Origin of the sequence: Sphingomonas sp. Leaf67, assembly GCF_001421965.1 — a bacterium.
Taxonomy (GTDB): Bacteria; Pseudomonadota; Alphaproteobacteria; order Sphingomonadales; family Sphingomonadaceae; genus Sphingomonas.
On sequence record NZ_LMLP01000012.1, the window covers coordinates 1 to 21,390 of the forward strand.

The window sequence follows — 21,390 nt, forward strand, 5'->3', positions numbered from 1 at the left end:
CCCTAGGCGGTGTCTGCATTTAGCGCAGCCAGATCATGGCGCACGCGAGATGAACGAAGCCCATGAAAGCGGTGATGGTTTTCTCGCAGCGCAGGGCGATGCGCCGGAAGCGCTTGAGCTTGTTGAAGAAGCATTCGACCTGATGACGTTCCTTGTAGAGGCGCCAATCGATGGGAGGTTTGGCGGTTCGGCTCGGATTGGCCTTAATCTGCGCGGTGGCGCCAAGGTCGTCGGCGATGAAGGCTCGTAGCGGATCGGCGTCATAGGCGGCATCGGCGATGACGTGGCCGATGCCCTTCAAGCCAGTGAGCAGCGTCTCGGCCTCGGGACGATCGCCCCGTTGGCCGGGCGTCGGATGGATGCGGATCGGCAGGCCGATGGCATCGACGGCTGCATGCAGTTTGGTCGTCAGGCCACCCCGAGATCGCCCGATCGCGGCAGCTTCAGCCCCCCTTTTGCGCCCGCCGCATCGGCATGGACTTTCGAGATGGTGCTGTCGATCAGGACGTATTCAAAGTCCGGCGTGTCGGCCAGGCTATGGAAAAGTCGTTCCCAGACACCGGCATGCGACCAGCGTCGGAACCGGGCATGCACCCCTGTCCACTTGCCGAATACCTCTGGCAGGTCGCGCCAGCGCGCCGCATTGCCAGCCATCCACAGGATCGCGTCCACAAACAGCCGGTTGTCCACGCCGCTGCGGCCGCGTGTCCCCTCGCGCCCCGGGAGATAACCAGCAATCCGCTCCCATTGCTCATCCGTCAGCGTGCGTCTGCTCAAGGCTCGGCTCCTTCGCCAGCCTTGAANGTGTCCCCTCGCGCCCCGGGAGATAACCAGCAATCCGCTCCCATTGCTCATCCGTCAGCGTGCGTCTGCTCAAGGCTCGGCTCCTTCGCCAGCCTTGAACCAGAACTCAACCCGAATGGGAATCCTGCAAATGCAGACACCGCCTAGACGTCCAGCTTCTCATAATCGGCCGGCGGCGGCACGCCTTCCATCCGCTCGGCGAGCAGCGGCCGGAAACTCGGCCGGCTCTTCATGCCGACATACCATCGCTTCGCAAGGTCGTGCGTCTTGAAGTCGATCCCGCCCAGATAGTCCGCGATCGAAATCTGCGCCGCCGCCGCCAGATCGGCCAGACTCATCGTCGCCCCGCCGATCCAGTGCCGATGGTCGAGCAGATAGTCGATATAATCGAGATGCTCGACCGCCGCTTTCATCGCCTCGCGCAGCACGCGCGTGTCGGGCGTCTGGCGGTGGACGATGCGCTTCTCCATCCGCTCCATCAGCAGCGGTCCGGTGATCTCACGATAGAATTGCGTGTCGAACCACGTCACCAGCCGCCGCTGTTCGGCGCGGTCGGCGGCGCTGCCGTTCAGCATCGCCGGCTTGTCGCCCGTCTCCTCGATATATTCGCAGATCGCCATCGAATCGATCAGCCGGATACCAGCCTGCTCGTCGATCATCACCGGCGTCTGTCCGGCCGGGTTCAGGTGCAGGAACTCGTCCCGCCGCGTCCATGGCGATTCGCGCACCGGCTGATAGCCGATGCTCTTCTCCGCCAGCAGCAGACGGACCTTGCGCGAGAAGGGACATAACGGAAATTGCAGAAGCTGCCACATGCCGTCGTGTTAGGCGGCACGGCGACGGCGCGGAAGGGGATTCGTGTGGGATTGCTGATTGCTCTGGTCTGGCTGGCGGGCGCGATCCTGCTGGCACGCGCCTCGCGCCGGCCGATGGTCCACGCTGCGGCAGCGGTCTGTGCCGGGATCGCGGGCACCACCCTGCCCGATCTCGACCTGTGGCTGCCGATCGGTCATCGCAGCGGTCTGACCCATTCGCTGCTGCCGCTGGCATTGGCGCTGATCGCGCGCCGCTGGCGACCGGTGATGGCCGGACTCGCGATCGGCATCGGCCTGCATCTCGCCGCCGACGCCTTTCCCAATGCGATGCGCGGCTTCGCGACGGTCAAGCTGCCGGCGATCGGATCGCTGGGCGTGTCCGGTTCCTATGCGTGGCTCGGGGTTCAGGCGGTGGTGGCGAGCGTCGCGGGCGCGGTGCTGCTGGCGGCCGCGCTGCCGACCGGGCTCGCGCTGCTGACCGCCATGGCGCTGGCGGCGATCGGCATCGCCTATCTGTTCGTCACCGATGGCGGCTGGTGGGCGCTGATGCTCTATACCGCGTTCGGCTGGATCGCCGTACGACGCGGGACCGACGGACCGGCCGTTTCCACGACCGGCCGGCATCCGTCATGACGGCGAACGCTACCGGACGATAGCGCAACGTCGCGACGATCGACCGACCGTCGCGGCGCGCTGGTTCAGGCGGCGGCGACCGCCTGTCCCGGTTCCCCCGCTGCATCGTCGAGCAACTGGTGCGGCAGACGCGTCAGCATTTCCTTTGGCACCACCTGCCAGAACCGGCCTTTGCACCGGTCCCAATCCTCGAGGATCGCGCCCGACCATTTGCTGTCGGTGGCGGCATGATGCTGGGCGACCAGATCCTTCAGCACGCCTTCCCAATGCGTCGATCCCAGCCGGTGGAGTGTGATGTTCTCCGGGTTGTGGTTGCGTTCGAAGCTGGCGTCATGGTCGTAGATGAATGCCATGCCGCCGGTCATGCCCGCCCCGAAGTTCGTGCCGGTCCGCCCCAGCACGACCGCGACGCCGCCGGTCATATATTCGCAGCCATTGGCGCCACAGCCCTCGACGACCACGGTCGCGCCCGAATTGCGGACCGCGAAGCGCTCGCCCGCCTGCCCCGCCGCGAACAGCTTGCCGCTGGTCGCACCGTACAGCACGGTATTGCCGACGATCGTATTCTCGTGGCTGCGCAGCGGCGACGACACCATCGGCCGCACGACGATCGTGCCACCCGACAGCCCCTTGCCGACATAGTCGTTGGCGTCGCCGAACACCTCCAGCTTGATGCCCTTGCACAGGAACGCGCCGAGGCTCTGCCCCGCCGACCCGCGCAGGCGAACCGTCACATGACCATCGGCCAGCTTCGACATGCCGAACGTGCGGGTGATCTCGGACGACAGCCGGGTGCCGACCGCGCGGTGGGTGTTGCGCACCGAATAGGTCAGCTGCATCTTCTCACCGCGCGAGAATACCGCCGCCGCATCCTTGATCATCTGCGCGTCGAGGCTGTCGGGCACTTCGTTGCGGAAGGTCGACAGGCTGAACCGCCGCTCGCTCTCGTCGGCATCGACCTTCGCGAGGATCGGGTTGAGGTCGAGATCGTCGAGATGCTCGGCCCCGCGGCTGACCTGCCGCAGGAACTCGGTCCGCCCGACCACGTCGTTCAGGCTGCGGACGCCCAGGCGCGACAGGATCTCGCGCACTTCCTCGGCGATGAAGGTCATCAGGTTGATGACCTTTTCCGGGGTCCCCGTGAACTTGGCGCGCAGCCGCTCGTCCTGCACGCACACGCCCACCGGGCAGGTGTTGCTATGGCACTGCCGCACCATGATGCAGCCCATCGCCACCAGCGACAGCGTGCCGATACCGAATTCCTCGGCACCAAGGATCGCGGCGGCGACGATGTCGCGCCCGGTCTTGAGGCCGCCATCGGTGCGCAGCACCACGCGCCCGCGCAGGCCGTTGAGGGTCAGCGTCTGGTTGACCTCCGACAGCCCCATTTCCCACGGCGTGCCGGCATATTTGATCGACGTCTGCGGGGACGCGCCGGTGCCGCCGACATGGCCGGAGATCAGGATGACGTCGGCATGGGCCTTTGCCACACCCGCCGCCACCGTGCCGATTCCGGCGGACGACACGAGCTTGACGCAGACCCGCGCCTTCGGGTTGATCTGCTTGAGGTCGTAGATGAGCTGCGCCAGATCCTCGATCGAATAGATGTCGTGATGCGGTGGCGGCGAAATGAGCGTCACCCCCGGCGTCGCATGGCGCAGCTTGGCGATGAACTCGGTCACCTTGAAACCGGGCAGCTGCCCGCCCTCGCCGGGCTTGGCACCCTGCGCGACCTTGATCTCGATCTCGTCGCAGGCGTTGAGATATTCGGCGGTTACGCCGAACCTTCCGCTCGCGACCTGCTTGATGACCGAATTGCCGTTGTCGCCATTTTCATATGGCTGATAGCGGATCGAATCCTCGCCGCCTTCGCCCGACACCGCCTTCGCGCCGATCCGGTTCATCGCGATCGCCAGCGTCTCATGCGCTTCCGGCGACAGCGCGCCCAGCGACATGCCCGGCGTCACGAAACGCTTGCGGATCTCGGTGATCGCCTCGACCTGATCGATCGCCACGCCGGTTTCGGGGAAGTTGAACTCCAGCACATCGCGCAGATAGACCGGCGGCAGGTCGCGCACGCCCCGCGAGAACTGCATATAGGTCGAATAGCTGTCGGTCGCGACCGCCGTCTGCAACAGGTGCATCAGCTGCGCCGAATAGGCATGGGCCTCGCCACCGCCGCGCTGGCGATAGAAGCCGCCGATCGGCAGCGTCGCGACGGCCGTATCGAACGCCGCCTCGTGCCGTTCGGTCGCGTTGACGTGGAGCGAATGATAGCCCTCGCCCGAAATCTTGGCCGGCATGCCGGGGAAGAAGTCGTTGACCAGCGCGCGGCTGAGGCCGACCGCCTCGAAGTTATAGCCGCCACGATAGCTGGAGATCACCGCGATCCCCATCTTCGACAGGATCTTCAGCAGCCCTTCGTCGATCGCGGTCCGATGGCGCTTCAGCGCCTCGTCCATGCTGATCTCCCCGAACAGCCCGCGCGCATGACGGTCGGCGATGGCGGCTTCGGCCAGATAGGCGTTCACCGTCGTCGCGCCGACCCCGATCAGCACCGCATAATAATGCGTGTCGAGGCATTCCGACGACCGCACGTTGATCGATGCGTAGGAGCGCAGCCCCTTGCGGACCAGATGCGTATGCACCGCTGCCGCCGCCAGCACGCCGGCAATCGGCACCTTGGTCGCGTCGAGATGCTCGTCGGTCAGGAACAGCTCGCTGCGCCCTTCGCGCACCGCCTGTTCGGCCTGCGCCCGGATGCGAGCGATGGCGGCACGCAGCGCCTCCGGCCCCTCGCCCGCCGGGAAGGTGCAGTCGATCTCCGCCGCCTGGGTGCCGAAATGCGCTTTCAGCCGCAGCCAGTCGGTGTTGGTCAGCACCGGGCTGTCGAGCACCAGCACCGCATTTCCGCGGTCGGCGGCGTCGAGGATGTTCGCGAGATTGCCGAACCGCGTCTTGAGCGACATGACGTACCGCTCGCGCAACGGATCGATCGGCGGGTTGGTGACCTGCGAGAAATTCTGGCGGAAGAAATGGCTGATAAGGCGTGGCTTGTCCGAAATGACCGCCAGCGGCGTATCATCGCCCATCGACCCGATCGCTTCCTTGGCCCCTTCGACCATCGGCGACAGGATCAGTTCCATATCCTCCAGCGTCTGTCCCGCGCACACCTGCCGCCGCGCCAGTTCGGCCCGGTCGTAGCGCAACGGTTCGGCGGTGGCGGCGGGCAAATCGTCGATCGTCAGGAACTTGCCGGTCATCGCGGCATAATCCGCCTCGCCCGCAATCTTGTCCTTGATCGCGCGGTCCTTGTAGAGCCTGCCCTCGCTCAGATCGACGGCGAGCATCTCGCCCGGCCCCAGCCGCCCCTTCTCGACCACCGTCGCTTCGGCGACCGGGACCATGCCCGCTTCCGACCCGACGATCAGCAGCCCGTCACCGGTCAGCGTGTAGCGCAGCGGACGCAATGCGTTGCGGTCCAGCCCCGCGACCGCCCAGCGGCCATCGGTCATCGCCAGCGCGGCCGGGCCGTCCCACGGCTCCATCACGCTCGCGAGGTAATCATACATCGCGGTATGCGCTTCGGGCATGTCCGCCGCGCCCTGCCACGCCTCGGGCACCAGCATCAGCTTGGCAGTCGGCGCGTCGCGACCCGACCGGCAGATCGTTTCGAACACCGCGTCCAGCGCCGCCGTGTCCGACGCGCCGGCCGGGATCACCGGCTTGATATCCTCCGACCGCTCGCCGAACGCGATGCTTGCCATCTTGATCTCGTGGCTGAGCATCCAGTTCTTGTTGCCGCGGATCGTGTTGACCTCGCCATTGTGCGCAAGGCAGCGGAACGGCTGCGCCAGCCACCATTGCGGGAAGGTGTTGGTCGAGTACCGCTGGTGAAAGATCGCGACGCGCGATTCGAAGCGCTCGTCGGTCAGGTCGGGATAGAAATCCGACAGCGATTCGGCAAGGAACAGCCCCTTGTAGATGATCGAGCGGCACGACAGCGAACAGAAGTAGAAACCGGTGATCTGCGCGGCGATGATCCGCTTCTCGATCCGCCTGCGGACCAGATACAGGTTCTTCTCGAACTCGGCCTCGTCCATGTCCTCCGGCGCGGGGCCGGCGATCATGATCTGTTCGATCTCGGGGCGGGTCGCCTGCGCCTTCATGCCGATGACCGACACGTCGACCGGCACCTGCCGCCAGCCATAGATCGACCAGCCCGCCTCGATGATCTCCGATTCGACCAGGGTGCGGCAGGTTTCCTGCGCACCCAGATCGGTGCGCGGCATGAACACCATGCCGACCGCGAGCCGGGCATGCATCGGCTTGTGCCCCGACGCGGCGATCGCGTCGTCGAAGAAGCGGTGCGGCAGGTCGACATGGATACCCGCGCCGTCGCCCGTCTTGCCATCGGCATCGACTGCGCCACGGTGCCACACGGCCCGCAGCGCATCGATCGCCGACTGGACGACCCGGCGCGACGGCTTGCCATCGGTCGCGGCGACCATGCCGACGCCGCAGGCGTCGCCCTCATATTCGGGGCGGTACATGCCTTCGGTGGCGAGGCGGAGGCGTTCGGAGGTCATATCGGTCATGCCGAAAACCCTTTCGTGGAAAGATAGGTTACGATCGCTGTGACGATCGACTGCAATTGCGTCACGGCATCCCAGCATTGATTGACCCGGCGAACCTGCTCCGCCTCGTCGATCGGATATTCATGCACCAGACGATTGCGCAGCAGAGTCAGGTCGACCCACTGATCGGCATCCTCGACGAACCGGGTCTTTTCCATCCAGTTCGCCATGTCTCGCCGCGTCATCATGGCGGTGTCGAGCAACTCCCAGACGGCGACCAGGCGGACCAGCCGCGCGATCATATCCTGCAACTGTTCGACCCGTTTCAGCAACGCGATCGAAGCGATCCGCTCGATCAGCGGCAGCGCGTCCAGCACCGAGATTTGCGTGGGAAGATGTGCCGACAATATCGGGCGCAACTCGTCGATGCCGACCGACAGCCGGCGGCACCGCAACAGCGTTGCGTGCAGGACGTCGTCGGCATCGCTCACGGCAGCGCCACCGCTTGCGGTGCGACCATACGGGCGAAAGCGGACCATTCGCTCGATCGCGGGGCAAAGACGACATCCACCTTCTGCTCATCGATCCGTTCGAACAGACGGTCCCGGAACCGGTCGGCCAGTGTCTCGGTCGCAAGACCCGCATCGACCTCGACCAGCAGGTCGATATCCCCACCGCGCAGGTCGTCGCGCACCCGGCTGCCGAACAGGCGCACGACGACATCCTCGCCGAACGCTTCGCGCGCCGCCGCCTTGATCGCCTGCACCTCGTTCGGCTTCAGCCTCACGCCGCTTGCCTTCCCGCTTTGGCCTTCGCCTTCAGATAACCGTGCATCCGCTCGGTCACGTCGCGCCCGTCGCGGATCGCCCACACCACGAGGCTCGCACCGCGTACGATGTCCCCCGCCGCGAACACGCCGTCGAGCGACGTCATCATCGACTTGCCGTCGACGCGGACCGTGCCCCAGCGCGTCACGCCCAGTTCGGGGGCGTCGAACAACGTCGGCAGATCCTCGGCATCGAAACCCAGCGCCTTCACCACCAGATCGGCGTCGAGCACGAATTCGTTGCCCGGATCGGTTTCCGGCGCACGCCGGCCCGAAGCGTCGGGCGCGCCGAGGCGCATCCCGGTAGCGCGTACCTGCACCACCTGACCGTCGCGCTCGTCGAACGCAGCGGGGGCGGAAAGCCAGACGAACTCGACGCCCTCTTCCTCGGCATTGGCGACTTCGCGCTGCGATCCCGGCATGTTGGTGCGGTCGCGGCGATAGAGGCACTTGACCGACTTCGCGCCTTGGCGGATCGCGGTGCGAACGCAGTCCATCGCGGTATCGCCGCCGCCGACAACGACGACATGCTTGCCCGCCGCATTGAGCGAACCGTCGTCATAGGCGGCCACGCTGTCGCCGAAACCGATCTTGTTCGACGTGGTCAGATAATCGAGCGCATCGACCACCCCGCCGCTGCCGACACCCGGTGCCTTGATCGCGCGGGGCTTGTACACGCCGGTCGCGATCAGCACCGCATCGTGCCGCTGGCGCAGATCGTCGAGCGTGGCGTCGCGACCGACCTCGAACTTTTCGTGGAAGACGATGCCGCCTTCCTTCAACCGTTCGACCCGGCGCATAACCACCGGCTTTTCCAGCTTGAAGCCGGGAATGCCATAGGTCAGCAACCCGCCCGCGCGGTCGTACCGGTCGTAGACATGGACCTCATAGCCGAGGTTGCGCAGCCATTCCGCCGCCGCCAGCCCCGCCGGACCCGCGCCGACGATGCCGACCGACTGGCCCCGCGCCGGACCGACCGCGACCGGTTCGACCCAGCCATTTTCCCATGCGGTATCGGTGATGAACTTTTCGACCGACCCGATCGTGACCGCGCCGTGGCCCGAAAATTCGATGACGCAATTGCCCTCGCACAGCCGGTCCTGCGGACAGATGCGACCGCAGATCTCGGGCATGGTCGAGGTGCTGTTGGACAGCTGATACGCTTCCTGCAACCGCCCCTCGGCGGTCAGGCGCAGCCAGTCGGGAATATGATTGTGCAGCGGGCAATGGACCGAACAATAGGGGACGCCGCATTGCGAGCAGCGCCCTGCCTGATCCTCGGCAGTGGGCGGAGCGTAACGCTCCGCGATCTCGCGGAAGTCCTCCGCACGCAATTCGGCTTCCCGCTTCGCCGGATAGGCTTGGGGACGCGAAACGAACTTCAGCATTGCTTGATCGGCCATGATGCCCTCCGACGCATTGGAAAGCATATTCGACCGGCCAAGTCACGCAATAAACGATCGATAGGTAATTAACGCTGACCTAATAACCTGAGGTAGCCATGATTACTAATGCAAACAATTCTTAAATAGGCGTTTCGTGGCCGTTTCGGCCCTATCCAAGTGGCAAGAGCCGCCCTTGGGAAAGCAGAATAATCAACGCGCTACCCAGCAGCACCCGATAGACGACGAACACCATATACCCGCGCGTCGACACGAGCTTCAGGAATCCGACGATCGATGCATATCCCACGACGAACGAGATACCCGTCGCCAGCAGGGTCGGTCCCGGGCCATAGGGACCGAACTGACCCCATGTCTTGAGCAACTGGTACAGACCCGATGCCAGCACCGCTGGAATCGCAAGCAGGAACGAATAGCGCGCCGCCGCTTCGCGGGTAAAACCCATGAACAGTCCGGCGGTGATCGTGCCGCCCGAGCGCGAAACGCCCGGCAGCAGCGCCATCGCCTGCGCGAAACCAAAGGCGATGCCGCTGCCCCAACCCAGCCGGTCGATGCCCCAGCGTCGCCGCCCCACCCGGTCGGCGATGCCCAGCAGAATACCGAAGCCGATCAGGCTGAACGCGGTGAACCACAGGTTGCGCAGCGACGTCTCGATCGCGTCCTTGAACAACAGCCCCAGCACCACGATCGGCAGCGTGCCGATGATGACCAGCCAGCCGATCCGGGCATTGTCGGCATCGTGTGTCGCCTGCTTGCCGAAAAACTGGCCGAGCCACGCTGTCGCGATCCGCCAGATGTCCTTGCGGAAATACAGCAGCACCGCCGCTTCGGTCCCGATCTGGATGATCGCGGTGAAGGCGGCGCCCGGATCGGTGCCCGACGGCAGGAACGCGCCGGCGATGCGCAGATGTGCGCTGGAGGAGACCGGCAGAAATTCCGTCAACCCCTGGATCACCCCCAGGATCGCGGCTTCGAGCCACGATTGCGCATTGCTCATATCCGGGCGACTTTGTTGAAGCGGCCGTTCTTGCGATATGCGACGAGCCATTCGGGCGCGACCGTCGACAACGGCACCGGGCGGATATCGAATGCCTCGATCCCGGCCACGTCGCCGGTGACGACATTGTCGCGCGACAGCATCGCCCACTGATCCTTGCTGATCGGCGTGAACGGCAACGCCGCAATCATGCCACCCAGTTCGTTGGCAACCTTTACGAAGCGCACGTCACGACCGATCGCGCGCGCGATCCAGTGGTTGAGTTCCCCCATCGAGATCACGTCCGGGCCGCCGATCGCATAAGTCCGGCCCCCGAACCGGTCGGGATCGGCCAGCGCCTTTGCCACTACCTGCGCCAGATCGACGACATAGATCGGCTGGAACCGGGTCGCTGCTGCCATCACCGGCACGATCGGCCGCCCGATCAGTGCCGGCGCGCCGGCGATCATGCCGGCGAAGCGATTGACGAATCCGTCCTCGCGCCCGAACACGATCGACGGGCGCAGGATCGTGGCATGCGGGAACGCTGCGCGCACCGCGTCCTCGCCCGCCGCCTTCGACCGGCCATAGGCCGATGGCGACGCCGGGTCGGCCCCGATCGCCGAAATCTGGACGAACGCCTTCGCCCCGGCCGCTGCCGCCGCCTCTGCGACGTTGCGCGCACCGGTGACATGGACCTTGTCGAAATCGCCGTCGAGAATGCCGACGAGGTTCACGACCGCATCCGAACCCGCAACCGCCCGCGCCAGCGTGTCGGGGCGCGACAGATCGGCCGCGACGAACTGTGTCTGGCCAAGGCCGCCCTGCGTCCGCAGGTACAGCGCCTGGCGCGGATCGCGCTGTGCGATGCGGACGCGGGCGCCCGCCTTCAACAATTCCTGTACGACATAGCGGCCGACGAAACCGCCACCGCCGAACAGCGTCACCAACTGGTTCTTCATCGTGCCCGCCTTTGCTTGGCCTGTATGCCACGCCCCATGCCGTTCCCGCGTCCAAACGGCAAGGACAACGTAAAATCGCGAAACAAGTTGTTGACACCCCCCCGACGCCCCCGTAGAGGCGCCCTCCTACCCCGTGCCCAGATGGCGGAATTGGTAGACGCACCAGCTTCAGGTGCTGGCGATCGCAAGGTCGTGGAGGTTCGAGTCCTCTTCTGGGCACCATTTCTCACAGCATGAACATGCGCGGGGATCGTTCAGAACGATCCCCGGAGAACACCGCCCCAACCGATCCTTCAGGCTACGCTTCGATGCGAACGAATTGAACTGTCGCGCTCGCGGCGGGTGCGATAATACAGCCCCGCCAAGATACGATCGGGATGGCTCATCGACACGGTGATGGCGCGGATTCGGGAGGCCCCGTCGGGACGGGATGCCGAAGCGTCGTACCCGACGAGCGACGCCGCTTCAGGATCGACGGTGCCCGCCGCACAACGGTTGCCTTACCGGCCGTGGCGGTCCCGGTTCGCACACGTGCCGGACCGTGACTATCTGTCCCGCCCGGCCGTCGGCGCGAACGGTCAACATTCTGCCTTGCATCCTTCGTGCGTCATGGAACGAGACCCAGTGCCCCACGATCGGCGGTAGCGGCGGCCAGTTCGGCGCGGGCGGCGGCGATCCGTGCCTGCGCCTCGATCAGGCGTACGCGCGCGTCGTTCGCCGTTTCCTCGCGCTGGTTGACGAGGAAGAAATCGCTCGACCCCAGTTCGAACCGTCGCCGCTCGGCGGCCGCCAGTCGCTCGGCGAGCTGGCGCTCCTGTTCGGCGATCACCGCCAGCTGCTCGGCCGCGTCGACGCCGATCGCGATGCCCTCCACCTCGACCGTGATCTGGTCGCGCAGGAACCGGCTGCGCGCCGACAATGCGTCCAATTCGGCCTGCGCTTCGGCAATGCGACCCTTGGCCGCACGATTCTGCAACGGCATCGAGAAGCGGAAGCCGACCGCCGTCTCCAGCGGGGTCCGCGACGATCCGCCCAGCCCCACCGGACCGACATCCTTGCCGACCTCGCCGCGCAGGTCGAGCCGGGGGCGCAGGTCGTTCTCCGCCAGCGCCAGCCGCGCCGTCCCCTGATCGATCCGGGTCAGCAGCATCTGCAGATCGGGGCGGCGCTGTGCGAAATCGGCGCGGGCGACAGCGGCGACGCCGGTCAGCGCGCCGAGATCGTTCGGCAGACGCTCGGGACCGACCAGCACCGGTTCCCCCGCACCATCCCGGAAATACAGCGACAGGGCATTGGCCGCCGCCGCGAAATCGCCTTCCGCACGGACCACCAGCGCGCGGCGGCGGACGAGATTCTGGTCGTTCTCCGCGAGCAGGATTTCGGGCCGGGCGCCCAGCTGAACCTGCCGCGCAAGGCCGCCGCGCCGGCTCTCCGACAGGGCGAGCAGGTCGCGATAGGCGCGCAGGCGCAATCCGGCCGCAACCCAGTTCTGATAGGCGTCGATCGCACGCCGCTGCACGCCGATCGCCACGGCACCGCGCTCGAACTGCGCGATGTCGATGTCCCCCGACGCCAGCGTACGCCTGGTTCGGCGTTCATCGATCAACCGGTCGCGCAACAGCGCATAGAGCGCGCCGACCTTCGCCTCGCCCAGCCGGTTGGTGTATTGCTCGTCCTCGTACACCGGAAAGTCGCCGCGGCTGACGCGGTACTTGCCATAGACATAGCCGCCATTGCCGGTCAGCGGACGGGTCGCCTGCCCGGTGACATAGGTCCCGTCATAATAGCCAAGCGCGAGCGAGCGGCCCTCGGCATCGAACACGGTATCGAACGCCCCGTCGGCGGTGACGGCACGCCCCTGCGCCGCACGGACCTTGGCCAGCGCCTCGACGATCTGCGGTGCGGCGCGGGCCGAGGCGCGTAATACCTCGTCGAGGGTCAGCGGTGCAGTAGCGGGCACGGGGGCCGGCGGCACCTGCCGCGCGACGGCGGGCGCGACCGACAACTGCGCGGCGACCAGCGCGGACAGGAGGCTGGACCGGATCATTTCGGCTTGCCCGCCTTCGTCGCGATCTTCCGGTCTTCCTCCTTCTCGCCGGCCGAACCCGCGGTCTTGTCACTCGCGGTCTGGCCGAATTCGAGCGGGAAGTCGTTCAGCTGCCGCCAGAGTTCATACCCGACGGTCACGGTCTCGCCCTGGACCCAGCCCTGGACCTTGCCGCCCAGCCGGACGAAGCGTCGTTCGGGCCAGGCCGGCTTGCCGGGGGCCGGTTCGACGAGGATGCGGAACAGCCCCTGCATATTGGCATTCGGATCGATCGTGCGGACGCGCCCGTCGAAAAAACCGTGCGCGATCGACGGCCAGCCGCTGAACTGGATCGCCGGCCAGCCTTCGAACTCCAGCCGTACCGGACGCCCCGGCCGCAGCAGCGGCACGTCGCGGCCGTCGATCAGCAATTCGACCGCGCGCTCGACCCGTTCGGGCGCGACAACGGCAAGCACGGTTCCCGCCGACAGCAGCGCACCGCCCGTCGCCGCGTTCAGATTCTGGATACGGCCATCGCGCGGTGCCCGCACCAGCTGCGCCGACTGCCGGTTGAGCTGTACGTCGATGCGGTTCAGCTTGGCGCGCGATTCGGCCAGCTTCGCCCCCGACTCCGCGACCTTGATCTGCGTCTGTTCGTAATCGCGCCGCGACGCCAGCCCTTCGGAATAGAGCTGCCGCATCCGCCCGACATCGATCTGCGCGACGGCCTGCGCCTGTTGCACCGATGCGATCTCGGCCAGCACCTGCGCGCGTTCGGCCGCCAGCCGCGACAGCAGATTGGGGTCGAGGTCGACGATGCGCGCGATCGGGTCGCCGCGTCCGACATACTGCCCGTCCTGCACATACCAGCGCTCGACCCGCCCCGGCACCAGCGCCGTCACCTCCTGCGCACGGTCGTCGGGGTCGAGCGACACGACCTGCCCGCGTCCCTGCGCGGTTTGTACCCACGGCACCACGAACAGCACGACCGCCGCCGCCGCGATGCCGACCACCAGCATCCACGCGATCGCCACCGCCACGCGCGGCGGACGCAGCGCCGCCAGGGTGCGGAAATGCGCCAGTTGTTCAGGCCGATGCGTCATCTGCGCCCTCGCGGTTGGCTACGGCCTGCAGATCGGCGAGCCGGTCGAATCGGCGCTGTTCGGTCATGCCGAGATGGAGATAACCGTCGAGTTCCAGATCCTCGGGCCGTCCGGTACACAGCAGCACCGTCGTGCCATGCGCCTTCAGCAGTCGCAGCGCCGCGGCCAGCCGTTCGGGCGGCAACAGGTCGTACAGCTGGCCGAGCAGCAACAGCTTCGGCCGGACCAGCAGCGCATTGGCGAGCTTCAGCGCCATCGTCTCGCCGACGCTGAGCGGATAGCCGGTCGATCCCAGCTGCGTGTCGAGCCCCTTGGGCAGGCTGGCGAGGCGGCGTTCGAGACCGACCGTCGCCAGCGCCTCCATCGCCACCTCGTCAAGGTCTTCGGACGCGAGGCGGAGATACTGGCGGATCGTCGCCTCGACGATGGTCGATCGGTCGAGCACCGTCACGTCCGATCGCAACCGGTAGATGTCGAACGATCCGGGATCGGCCCCGCCGATGCGAAGCAGCCCCCGTTCGGGCAGCGCATGGCGTTTCAGCAGCATCGCCAGCCGCCGCTCGGCTCCCGGTTCGGCGACGGTGACCAGTTGTTCGCCCGCCGCCAGCGTCAGGGTATAGCGCGCACCGTCGAGCACCACGTCGGTCAGCTTCACCGCACCGTCGCGCGGACCATGGTCGCCGCGCACGGTGGTTTCCTGCGGAATGGCGAACAGCAGCGACAATTCCTCCGAACTCGCGACCAGTTCGTAAAAGCTGTCGAGATACCAGCCGAACTGCGAAATGCCGTAAAAGACGCCCGACAGGATCAGCTCGGCCGCGACCAGCTGCCCCAGCGACAATTGTCCGCGCAGGATCAGCATGCCGCCCAGCAGCAACAGCCCGGCACTGGCAAAGGCATAGATCAGCAGGAACGCGACCGTTTGCGCGAACTGATACCGGAAATACCGCCGATGCGTGTCGACATAGCTGGCGGTCACCGCCTCCGAACGCTGCATCGCGAAATCCAGATGGCGCGACGATTTGTAGAAGCCGTTCGACCCGCCGACGCTTTCCAGCCAGTGGGCGGCCTTGTGCTTGGCATGGCTAAGCGCCACCGCCCCGCCGATCGCGCCCCGCCGCCAGATCAGCCAAACGATGAAGATGGCCGCGACCAGCACGACGTTGAAGGCAAGAAAGACCGGATGATAGAAGCTGGTGATGGTCAGCCCGATCACCGCCTGCAACACGATGGTGAAGGCTCCGATCACCAGGCTCGGGACCGATTTCTGAACGACGACCAGATCGAAGAACCGGTTGAACAAGTCGCCACGATTGCCATCGGTGAAGAACGGGTCCTGCGCATGCACCGCGCGCAGCGTGACTTCGGCGACGATTCGAGAGAACAGGCGGCGTTCGAACCCCGCCATGATCCACACCCGCAACGCACTCAGCGCTACCACCAGCAGCAGCAGCAAGAGCAGGACCCCGGACAGCGCCCATAACGGCGCGGGCATCGCCGTATTGGCGACGCTGTTGATCAGCAACTGCACCGAGATCGGCGTCGCGAGCGCCAGCAGGCTGATCGCGACGGTATAGACGATGCCAAGCCGTACATAGGCCGAATCGGGACCGATGATCTGCGACAGCCAGCCGATCGCATCCCGGAACCCCAGTCGTTGCGTCGCCAAAACACACCCCTATTCCCGCGTCCGCGGCCGGTCGCGATGGCCGCGTGCTACCGACGCCAGACCGCCCTGCCGCGCCTTACGTCGAAAATCCCGTCTGGGTATTGGACGCACTGTTAAATATTGTTGCTGTGCACCATTGTCCGGAGGATGGACGCGGGCTTCGGCCCGTTACGACCGTCGACAGTCGCTATCGTGCAAACCGGTGTGAAACGAGAGGGGGCGCCGGCACATGGCCAGCGCCGGCCGATAGGCCGAGGTTGCCAAAGCGGATGGCAGCCGGTGGCGTTCTGGTTCGCCGCAATGCAGCAGCACGATCGTCGAGACCGCTGCGAAAGTCGCAAGCCTAGCGACAAACTCACCGTATCCCCGCGCAGGCGGGGGTCCAGAGCCAAGCAGAACAACGGCTTGTGCTTGGAACCCTGGCCCCCCCCGCCTGCGCGGGGGTACGGCGGAGGGCAGGAATCAGTATTTTCGCAGAAGTTTCCCCGTCCCGAGCTTACCCGCCCGATCCGACGCCAAATCAGAAGCTGTAAGCGACCCCGACCGCACCCAGCCACTGGTTGCTCGACCCGTTGCGCGCGACGATCGGGCTGTCGGCGAAATCGTTCAGCAGCTTGCGATAGACGACGGTGCCGAACAGCTGCCAGCCCGAACGCAGGTCGCCGCTGATCGACCGCCCGCCGAGCAGGCCCAGCGTCCAGTTCTTCCACCCGCCCCGCGCATTGTAGACCGGCAGGCCGCTCGCCAGCGACTGCGCCGGCGTGACCGAGAAATAGCTGTCGGCATAGCCTTCGCCGACCCGTTCGGCCGACACGAAGATGCCGGCCAGCGCCTTGGTGCTCAGCGGCGTGACATAGTTGATCGTCGGTGCCAGCACCGTCGACTTGTGGCCGCCACCCACGTCCTTGCGATAGCTGATCGATGCCGACAGCCGGTCGAATTGCGAGGTGATGACCCCGGTCTTGCCCAACCCGACATAGCCGCCCAGTTCGATCGCGGTATCGACCGTGCCCAGGGCGCGGACCTGCGCATCGTCGATGCCCTTGGTCGAATTGCGGTTCAGGTTCACGACCGCGATCGGCCCGGCCTGGAAATCCCATGTCGGCCCGATGCCATCGGGAATAACGTCGACGCTGAGGCGATTGCCGGCGAGGAGGAAGTTGAACCCCGACACACGACCGGTCGCGGCCGGCACCGGGCTGAACGAATAATCGTCCGACCCTTCATAATCGGGCAGCACCGCCGCGCCGAGGCCGACGACATAGAAATCGGCACCGGTATCGGTGTTGGGCAGCGACGATGCCGGCACCGCCGGGGTCGCGGCTTCCTGTGCGAAAGCGGGGCCGGCAACGGCGGCGGCGGTCAGGATGGCGGCGAGAAAGGCGCGCAAGGGCGTAGCTCCGAGAAATGTTACCCGGCCGTAACGCTACGCCGCGCGCTTCGGTCCGTCGCGACTGTTATAGCAGGTAGCGAATCCGCACCTGTTGCATGGTTACATCACCCACCACCGGGAACTCCGCCGAACTGAAGGCGGGCGGGCCGAACCGGATCGCCGGGTTGCGCGAGAATCCGAACCCCTCGCGCGGGATGCCGGCAAAGGTGTCGAGCTTCGAATTGTTGTTCTCGTCGTGGATCACCGACACGGCATAATCGCCACGCCCCAGCCCGGCGATGCGTACGCCGCGCTCCGCCGCGGCAAAGGTGCGGGTGACGGCATTGTGGTCGTCGGTGCAACCGGGAAAATTCTTCGGATCGGCGGTCAGGCACAGGCGGATGACGCCCTTGGCCGACCGCAGGTCGGCGATACGGACGTCAAGCGTGCCGGTCGGCATGGCCCCCGGCAGCGTCGCCAGCGCCAGCGCCGCCAGCACGATTCGCCCGCCGCGCGACGCGCGCACGTTCCTTTTCGAAGTTGCCGAGGCCGCCATCGGTGCCGCACAACCGGTCCCAAAAGCGGAAATAGAGCCCGAAATTGCAGCCATAGCGCTCATGATGCCTCTGATGATGGCTGGCGGTAATCAGCCAGCCCCCCAATCGCCCCGACCACATGAACCGCGGGAACATTTCCCACCCCATATGGTTGGTTACCCCCATAACCGTCATGATCGTCAACACCAACGCCAGCGCGCCGGTGTGAATCGGAATGACGAATACCAGTAACGGAATTACCACAGCGCCGGTTAACGCTTCGATCGGGTGGAACGCCATCGCTGCCCATGCCGTCGGCGGGCGGCTGGCATGGTGGACGGCATGGGCGATGCGAAACCATTTCGGCCGGTGCATCCAGCGATGCGTCCAGTAGAACCAGGTATCGTGCGCAAAGAGGTACAGCAGCACCGATACCGGCAGGTACCATAAGGGATAGGCGTGGACGTCGCGGTAGATCGCGGTCCAGCCGCGATGCTCCCAGCCCCACGCGACGATGCCCGCCGGCACGCCGTAGATCGCGGCGGACAACAGCGACCAGCGGATTTCCTTGGCGATCTGCGCGTCGAGTCCGCGGTACAGCCCCGGATGCTTGCTGCGCGTCGCAAAGGCGAAGCCGGCCGACGCCAGCAGATAGCGGACACCGACGATCGCCGTCATCGCCACGGCGGACAGGAAAATAGCCAACGGGATCGACATGCCGCCGCTGTAGCGGATTGCACAGGCAGATGACACCCCAAGATCCTCCCCGGCACGGGTAGGGGGACCGTCGGCGAAGGCGATGGTGGAGGGGGGCGTCCACGAAAACAACGGCTTCGCACGCGGCGGTCCCCCTTCCACCATGCTGCGCATGGGTTCCCTTCCCGCGCACGGAAAGGATTTTCTGCGCGCCGTTGCTACTGTTGCCGCCCTCCCCTAGGGCCGTTCCATGCCAACCATCCATCACTGCGACCTCGCCATCGTCGGCGGAGGGCTTGCCGGTGCGTTGATCGCGCTGGCGGCGGCGAAGCGGCGACCCGATGCCCGCATCCGCCTGATCGAGGGCGCATCGCATTTCGGCGGCAACCATGTCTGGTCGTTCTTCGGCAGCGACGTGTCCGACGATCATCGCGCGCTGGTCGCCCCGCTCATCGCCCATGCGTGGCGCGGCTACGACATCGTTTTTCCCGCCCATGCCCGCACGCTCGACACCGCCTATTATTCGATCACCTCCGAACGGCTCGATACAGTGTTGCGTCAGACGCTGTCGCGCGAAACCCTGATGCCATCGGTCCGCGTGCTGGGGGCCAGCCCGACCGCGGTCGTCCTCGCCGATGGCGACCGGGTCGAGGCGCAGGGCGTGATCGACTGTCGCGGTCCCGGCGACGTGTCGCTGCTCGACCTCGGCTGGCAGAAGTTCATGGGGATGGAGCTCATCACCGACGACCTGCACGGCGTCGACCGGCCGATCGTCATGGACGGATCGGTCGAACAGCTCGACGGCTATCGCTTCGTCTATACCCTGCCGTTCGACGCCTCGACGCTGTTCGTCGAGGATACCTATTACAGCGACACCCCCGATATCGACACGCAGCTGCTGGCGGGGCGCATCAGCGGCTATGCGCAAGCGCAGGGCTGGAACGTCGCCCGGGTCGGTCGCAGCGAAACCGGCGTGCTGCCGGTCGCGATGGGCGGCGATTTCGAGGAATATTGGCGCTCGGGCGGCAATCGCGTCGCGAAGGGCGGGATGCGCGCCGGGCTGTTCCATCCGCTGACCGGCTATTCGCTGCCCGATGCGGTGCGCCTCGCCCATCTGGTCGCCGACAGCGGCGACTGGTCGGGCGGCGCGTTGCACACGCTGACCCATGATTATGCCGCGACGCTGTGGCGGCAGCGGCGATTCTACCGGATGCTGGCGACGATGTTGTTCCGTGCGGCGGAACCGGCGGAACGCTACCGTGTGCTCGAACGCTTCTACCGCCTGGATGCGGGACTGGTCGGGCGTTTCTACGCCGGCGGGTCGACGCTGTTCGACAAATTGCGCGTGCTGACAGGCAAACCGCCGGTACCGATCGGACGTGCGGTACAGGCTTTGGTGGGGAGACAGGGGTGAAGACGGCAGTCGTAATCGGTGCGGGGTTCGGCGGCCTCGCGCTCGCCATCCGCCTGCAATCCGCCGGCGTACAGACGACGTTGGTCGAAGGGCGGGACAAGCCCGGCGGTCGTGCCTATTACTGGGAACGCGACGGCTTCGTCTTCGACGCCGGCCCGACCGTCATCACCGCGCCCGAAGCGTTGCAGGAACTGTGGCAGCTGACCGGCCGCGACATGGCGGAGGACGTGACGCTGCAGGCGGTGTCGCCCTTCTACCGGCTCAACTGGCCCGACGGCACCAATTTCGACTATACCAACGACGACACGCTGCTGCGGTCGGAAATCGCCAAGCTCGATCCCGGCGACATCGCCGGCTATGCCCGCTTCCTCGAATATTCGGCGGGCGTGTATGAAGAAGGCTATGTGAAGCTGGGGCACGTGCCGTTCCTCGACTTCGCCTCGATGATCAAGGCCGCGCCGGCGCTGGTCAAATATCAGGCATGGCGCTCGGTCTATTCGATCGTGTCGTCGTTCGTGAAGAACGAGAAACTGCGGCAGGCGCTGTCGTTCCATACCCTGCTGGTCGGCGGCGATCCGATGAAGACCAGCAGCATCTATGCGCTGATCCACAAGCTGGAGCGTGACGGCGGCGTCTGGTTCGCGCTGGGCGGCACCAACAAGCTGGTCGCCGGCATGGTCCGCCTGTTCGAGAAGCTGGGCGGCACGCTGATCCTGAACGACCCGGTCGCCAGCATCGACACATTGGGCGACCGCGCGACCGGCGTCACGACGAAAAGCGGCGTGGTCATCGGTGCCGACATGGTCGCGACCAATGCCGACCTGATGCACAGCTACAAGGACCTGCTGTCGGGATCGCGCAGCGCGCAGCGCAAGGCCAAGCGGCTGGAACGCAAGCGTTTCTCGCCGTCGCTGTTCGTCGTCCATTTCGGCATCAAGGGCACGTGGCCGGGCATCCCGCACCACATGATCCTGTTCGGCCCGCGCTATAAGGGGCTGCTCGCCGACATTTACGACCATGGCGTGCTCAGCGAGGATTTCTCGCTCTACCTCCACCACCCGACCGTCACCGACCCATCGATGGCGCCGGAGGGGCATTCGACCTTCTACGCGCTGTGCCCGGTGCCGCACACCGGCAAGTTCCCGGTCGACTGGGACCAGATCGGCCCGATCCTCGAAAAACGGATTCTGGACGAGGTCGGTCGCCGCCTGATCCCCGACATCCACGACCGGATCGTGACGAAGTTCAGCTATATGCCGAGCGACTTCACCCACGATCTGAACGCGTATCACGGCTCGGCCTTCTCGCTGGAGCCGATCCTGACGCAGAGCGCCTATTTCCGCGCGCACAACCGCGACGACGATATCCCGAACCTGTATGTCGTCGGGGCCGGCACCCATCCGGGCGCAGGGATTCCGGGCGTGGTCGGCAGTGCCAAGGCGACGGCGGCGCTGATGCTGGGCGAGGAGGACTGACGGTCCTCCACCAGTAGAAACCGTTTGGTTCGAGCAGCTTCGATCCTGTCGGGAAGCGCCGGTCGAGAACGGAATGCCTCAAACGGGGCGTTCTCGACATTCG

The 21,390-nt window shown here is 65.9% G+C and carries 17 protein-coding genes and 1 tRNA gene; 4 read left to right on the forward strand and 14 right to left on the reverse strand.

Features of this window, described 5'->3' with window-relative positions:
* Positions 1-19: 19 nt before the first annotated feature.
* Positions 20-777, reverse strand: a protein-coding gene (locus ASE90_RS19650) for an IS5 family transposase (protein WP_156361502.1) whose coding sequence is annotated in 2 segments (ribosomal slippage) — positions 20-459 and positions 459-777 — 759 coding nt in all. Because the reading frame shifts where the segments join, the coding sequence is not laid out codon by codon here.
* A 170-nt stretch (positions 778-947) separates the two neighbouring features.
* Positions 948-1,619, reverse strand: a complete 672-nt coding sequence (locus ASE90_RS07700; RefSeq protein ID WP_055998566.1) for a glutathione S-transferase family protein — start codon at positions 1,617-1,619, stop codon at positions 948-950.
* Between the two features lie 45 nt (positions 1,620-1,664).
* Between ASE90_RS07700 and ASE90_RS07705 the strand changes: the two genes are divergently transcribed.
* A complete protein-coding gene (locus tag ASE90_RS07705) occupies positions 1,665-2,252 on the forward strand; it encodes a hypothetical protein (protein ID WP_156361503.1) in 588 nt (195 codons plus the stop codon).
* A gap of 65 nt (positions 2,253-2,317) precedes the next feature.
* Here ASE90_RS07705 and gltB read toward each other — a convergent pair whose 3' ends face one another.
* From gltB to ASE90_RS07735, 6 genes are all read right to left on the reverse strand, one after another.
* Positions 2,318-6,850 (reverse strand): glutamate synthase large subunit, encoded by a 4,533-nt coding sequence (gltB, locus tag ASE90_RS07710; RefSeq protein ID WP_055998570.1) that lies wholly within the window; start codon positions 6,848-6,850, stop codon positions 2,318-2,320.
* Positions 6,847-7,320: a hypothetical protein gene (locus ASE90_RS07715; RefSeq protein WP_055998572.1), complete on the reverse strand. Its 474-nt coding sequence runs from the start codon at positions 7,318-7,320 to the stop codon at positions 6,847-6,849. Before ASE90_RS07715 ends, gltB begins: the two co-directional genes overlap by 4 nt.
* Positions 7,317-7,616, reverse strand: a complete 300-nt coding sequence (locus ASE90_RS07720; protein ID WP_055998573.1) for a nucleotidyltransferase domain-containing protein — start codon at positions 7,614-7,616, stop codon at positions 7,317-7,319. The genes ASE90_RS07715 and ASE90_RS07720 overlap by 4 nt, the downstream gene beginning before the upstream one ends.
* Positions 7,613-9,058 (reverse strand): NAD(P)-dependent oxidoreductase, encoded by a 1,446-nt coding sequence (locus ASE90_RS07725; protein WP_055999175.1) that lies wholly within the window; start codon positions 9,056-9,058, stop codon positions 7,613-7,615. Before ASE90_RS07725 ends, ASE90_RS07720 begins: the two co-directional genes overlap by 4 nt.
* A 151-nt stretch (positions 9,059-9,209) precedes the next feature.
* Positions 9,210-10,055 carry an undecaprenyl-diphosphate phosphatase gene (locus ASE90_RS07730; protein WP_055998574.1) on the reverse strand — a complete coding sequence of 282 codons (846 nt, stop codon included), beginning with the start codon at positions 10,053-10,055 and terminating at the stop codon, positions 9,210-9,212.
* The gene (locus ASE90_RS07735) at positions 10,052-10,996 is read right to left on the reverse strand and encodes a complex I NDUFA9 subunit family protein (RefSeq protein ID WP_055998575.1); all 945 of its coding nucleotides are present in this window, start codon (positions 10,994-10,996) and stop codon (positions 10,052-10,054) included. Before ASE90_RS07735 ends, ASE90_RS07730 begins: the two co-directional genes overlap by 4 nt.
* Before the next feature lie 135 nt (positions 10,997-11,131).
* On the opposite strand from ASE90_RS07735, the gene ASE90_RS07740 reads away from it, so the two are divergent.
* A tRNA-Leu gene (locus ASE90_RS07740) sits at positions 11,132-11,218 on the forward strand.
* A gap of 385 nt (positions 11,219-11,603) precedes the next feature.
* Here the strand turns inward: ASE90_RS07740 and ASE90_RS07745 are convergent.
* The 6 genes from ASE90_RS07745 to ASE90_RS07770 all read right to left on the reverse strand — a co-directional run bounded on the left by ASE90_RS07745 (position 11,604) and on the right by ASE90_RS07770 (position 18,419).
* On the reverse strand, positions 11,604-13,043 hold the full coding sequence (locus tag ASE90_RS07745; RefSeq protein WP_082449656.1) for a TolC family protein: 1,440 nt from the start codon (positions 13,041-13,043) through the stop codon (positions 11,604-11,606).
* The gene (locus ASE90_RS07750; protein ID WP_055998576.1) at positions 13,040-14,125 is read right to left on the reverse strand and encodes an efflux RND transporter periplasmic adaptor subunit; all 1,086 of its coding nucleotides are present in this window, start codon (positions 14,123-14,125) and stop codon (positions 13,040-13,042) included. The genes ASE90_RS07745 and ASE90_RS07750 overlap by 4 nt, the downstream gene beginning before the upstream one ends.
* Positions 14,109-15,794 carry an ABC transporter transmembrane domain-containing protein gene (locus tag ASE90_RS07755; protein WP_055998578.1) on the reverse strand — a complete coding sequence of 562 codons (1,686 nt, stop codon included), beginning with the start codon at positions 15,792-15,794 and terminating at the stop codon, positions 14,109-14,111. The genes ASE90_RS07750 and ASE90_RS07755 overlap by 17 nt, the downstream gene beginning before the upstream one ends.
* 520 nt (positions 15,795-16,314) lie before the next feature.
* Complete coding sequence (locus ASE90_RS07760) at positions 16,315-17,184, reverse strand: MipA/OmpV family protein (RefSeq protein WP_055998580.1); 870 nt, start codon at positions 17,182-17,184, stop codon at positions 16,315-16,317.
* A gap of 67 nt (positions 17,185-17,251) precedes the next feature.
* Positions 17,252-17,665: a DUF2141 domain-containing protein gene (locus ASE90_RS07765; protein ID WP_235531714.1), complete on the reverse strand. Its 414-nt coding sequence runs from the start codon at positions 17,663-17,665 to the stop codon at positions 17,252-17,254.
* On the reverse strand, positions 17,607-18,419 hold the full coding sequence (locus ASE90_RS07770) for a sterol desaturase family protein (RefSeq protein ID WP_055998582.1): 813 nt from the start codon (positions 18,417-18,419) through the stop codon (positions 17,607-17,609). Before ASE90_RS07770 ends, ASE90_RS07765 begins: the two co-directional genes overlap by 59 nt.
* Before the next feature lie 229 nt (positions 18,420-18,648).
* Between ASE90_RS07770 and crtY the strand changes: the two genes are divergently transcribed.
* Together crtY and ASE90_RS07780 are read left to right on the forward strand one after the other, a co-directional pair.
* Positions 18,649-19,812 carry a lycopene beta-cyclase CrtY gene (gene crtY / locus ASE90_RS07775; protein WP_055998584.1) on the forward strand — a complete coding sequence of 388 codons (1,164 nt, stop codon included), beginning with the start codon at positions 18,649-18,651 and terminating at the stop codon, positions 19,810-19,812.
* Positions 19,809-21,287: a phytoene desaturase gene (locus tag ASE90_RS07780; RefSeq protein ID WP_055998586.1), complete on the forward strand. Its 1,479-nt coding sequence runs from the start codon at positions 19,809-19,811 to the stop codon at positions 21,285-21,287. The genes crtY and ASE90_RS07780 overlap by 4 nt, the downstream gene beginning before the upstream one ends.
* Positions 21,288-21,390 lie beyond the last annotated feature (103 nt).